The following is a 598-nucleotide window of genomic DNA, read 5'->3' as shown; positions in this document are numbered from 1 at the left end:
CTCGGAGCTGATATAATTAATGTTCTAAAGGAAAGAGACATCGATACGACTGCCTTAAAAATCCAAGGTCAACTAGAGACAATCCGATACGAACGTACTTACAAGAATGGTCTACTTGTACTCGATGAAAGTCATTACTTTGATGAAATAGATTATGAACTTGAATATGAGGCAAAAAACGTAAGTGATGGTAAGGTTGTCTTTAATGAAATTCTAGACCATTTTGATATCACAAGAACTGAAGAAGTTGTTAAGAGCGAGCGCTTCTATAGGAAGTTAGTAGAAAGGAAGCATGGATAATTTGGTTTCAGTTTACGAAACAATTGGACAGGAAAAACTTTACGAGATGATTGATGTTTTTTATCAATATGTAGAAAAAGATGATCGCATTAATTTTTTATTTCCTGGAGATTGGGAAGACACAGCATATAAACAAAAATTATTTCAGACACAGTTTTTAGGCGGACCAAACCTTTACAATGAAACGTTTGGTCATCCGATGATGCGTGCTAGGCATATGCCGTTTAAAATTACGGAGAAATCAAGGGATGCATGGCTGGATAATATGAGAAAAGCAATGAATGATGTTGGACTAGAC

2 protein-coding genes are annotated in these 598 nt (G+C 35.5%); both read left to right on the top strand.

Translation table 11 applies throughout. The features are described from left to right. A partial coding sequence (locus ACFQY0_RS21320) for a CYTH domain-containing protein (protein ID WP_379717119.1) occupies window positions 1-300 on the top strand: 300 nt, incomplete at its 5' end. Beyond that, a partial coding sequence (locus ACFQY0_RS21315; protein WP_379717116.1) for a globin domain-containing protein occupies window positions 293-598 on the top strand: 306 nt, incomplete at its 3' end. The genes ACFQY0_RS21320 and ACFQY0_RS21315, both read left to right, overlap by 8 nt.

Source organism: Haloferula chungangensis (assembly GCF_042664875.1).
In the GTDB taxonomy this organism is placed as follows: domain Bacteria; phylum Verrucomicrobiota; class Verrucomicrobiia; order Verrucomicrobiales; family Akkermansiaceae; genus Haloferula; species Haloferula chungangensis.
The sequence above is the reverse complement of the archived record's forward strand: the minus strand, read 5'-3'. Positions and strand labels throughout refer to the sequence as shown.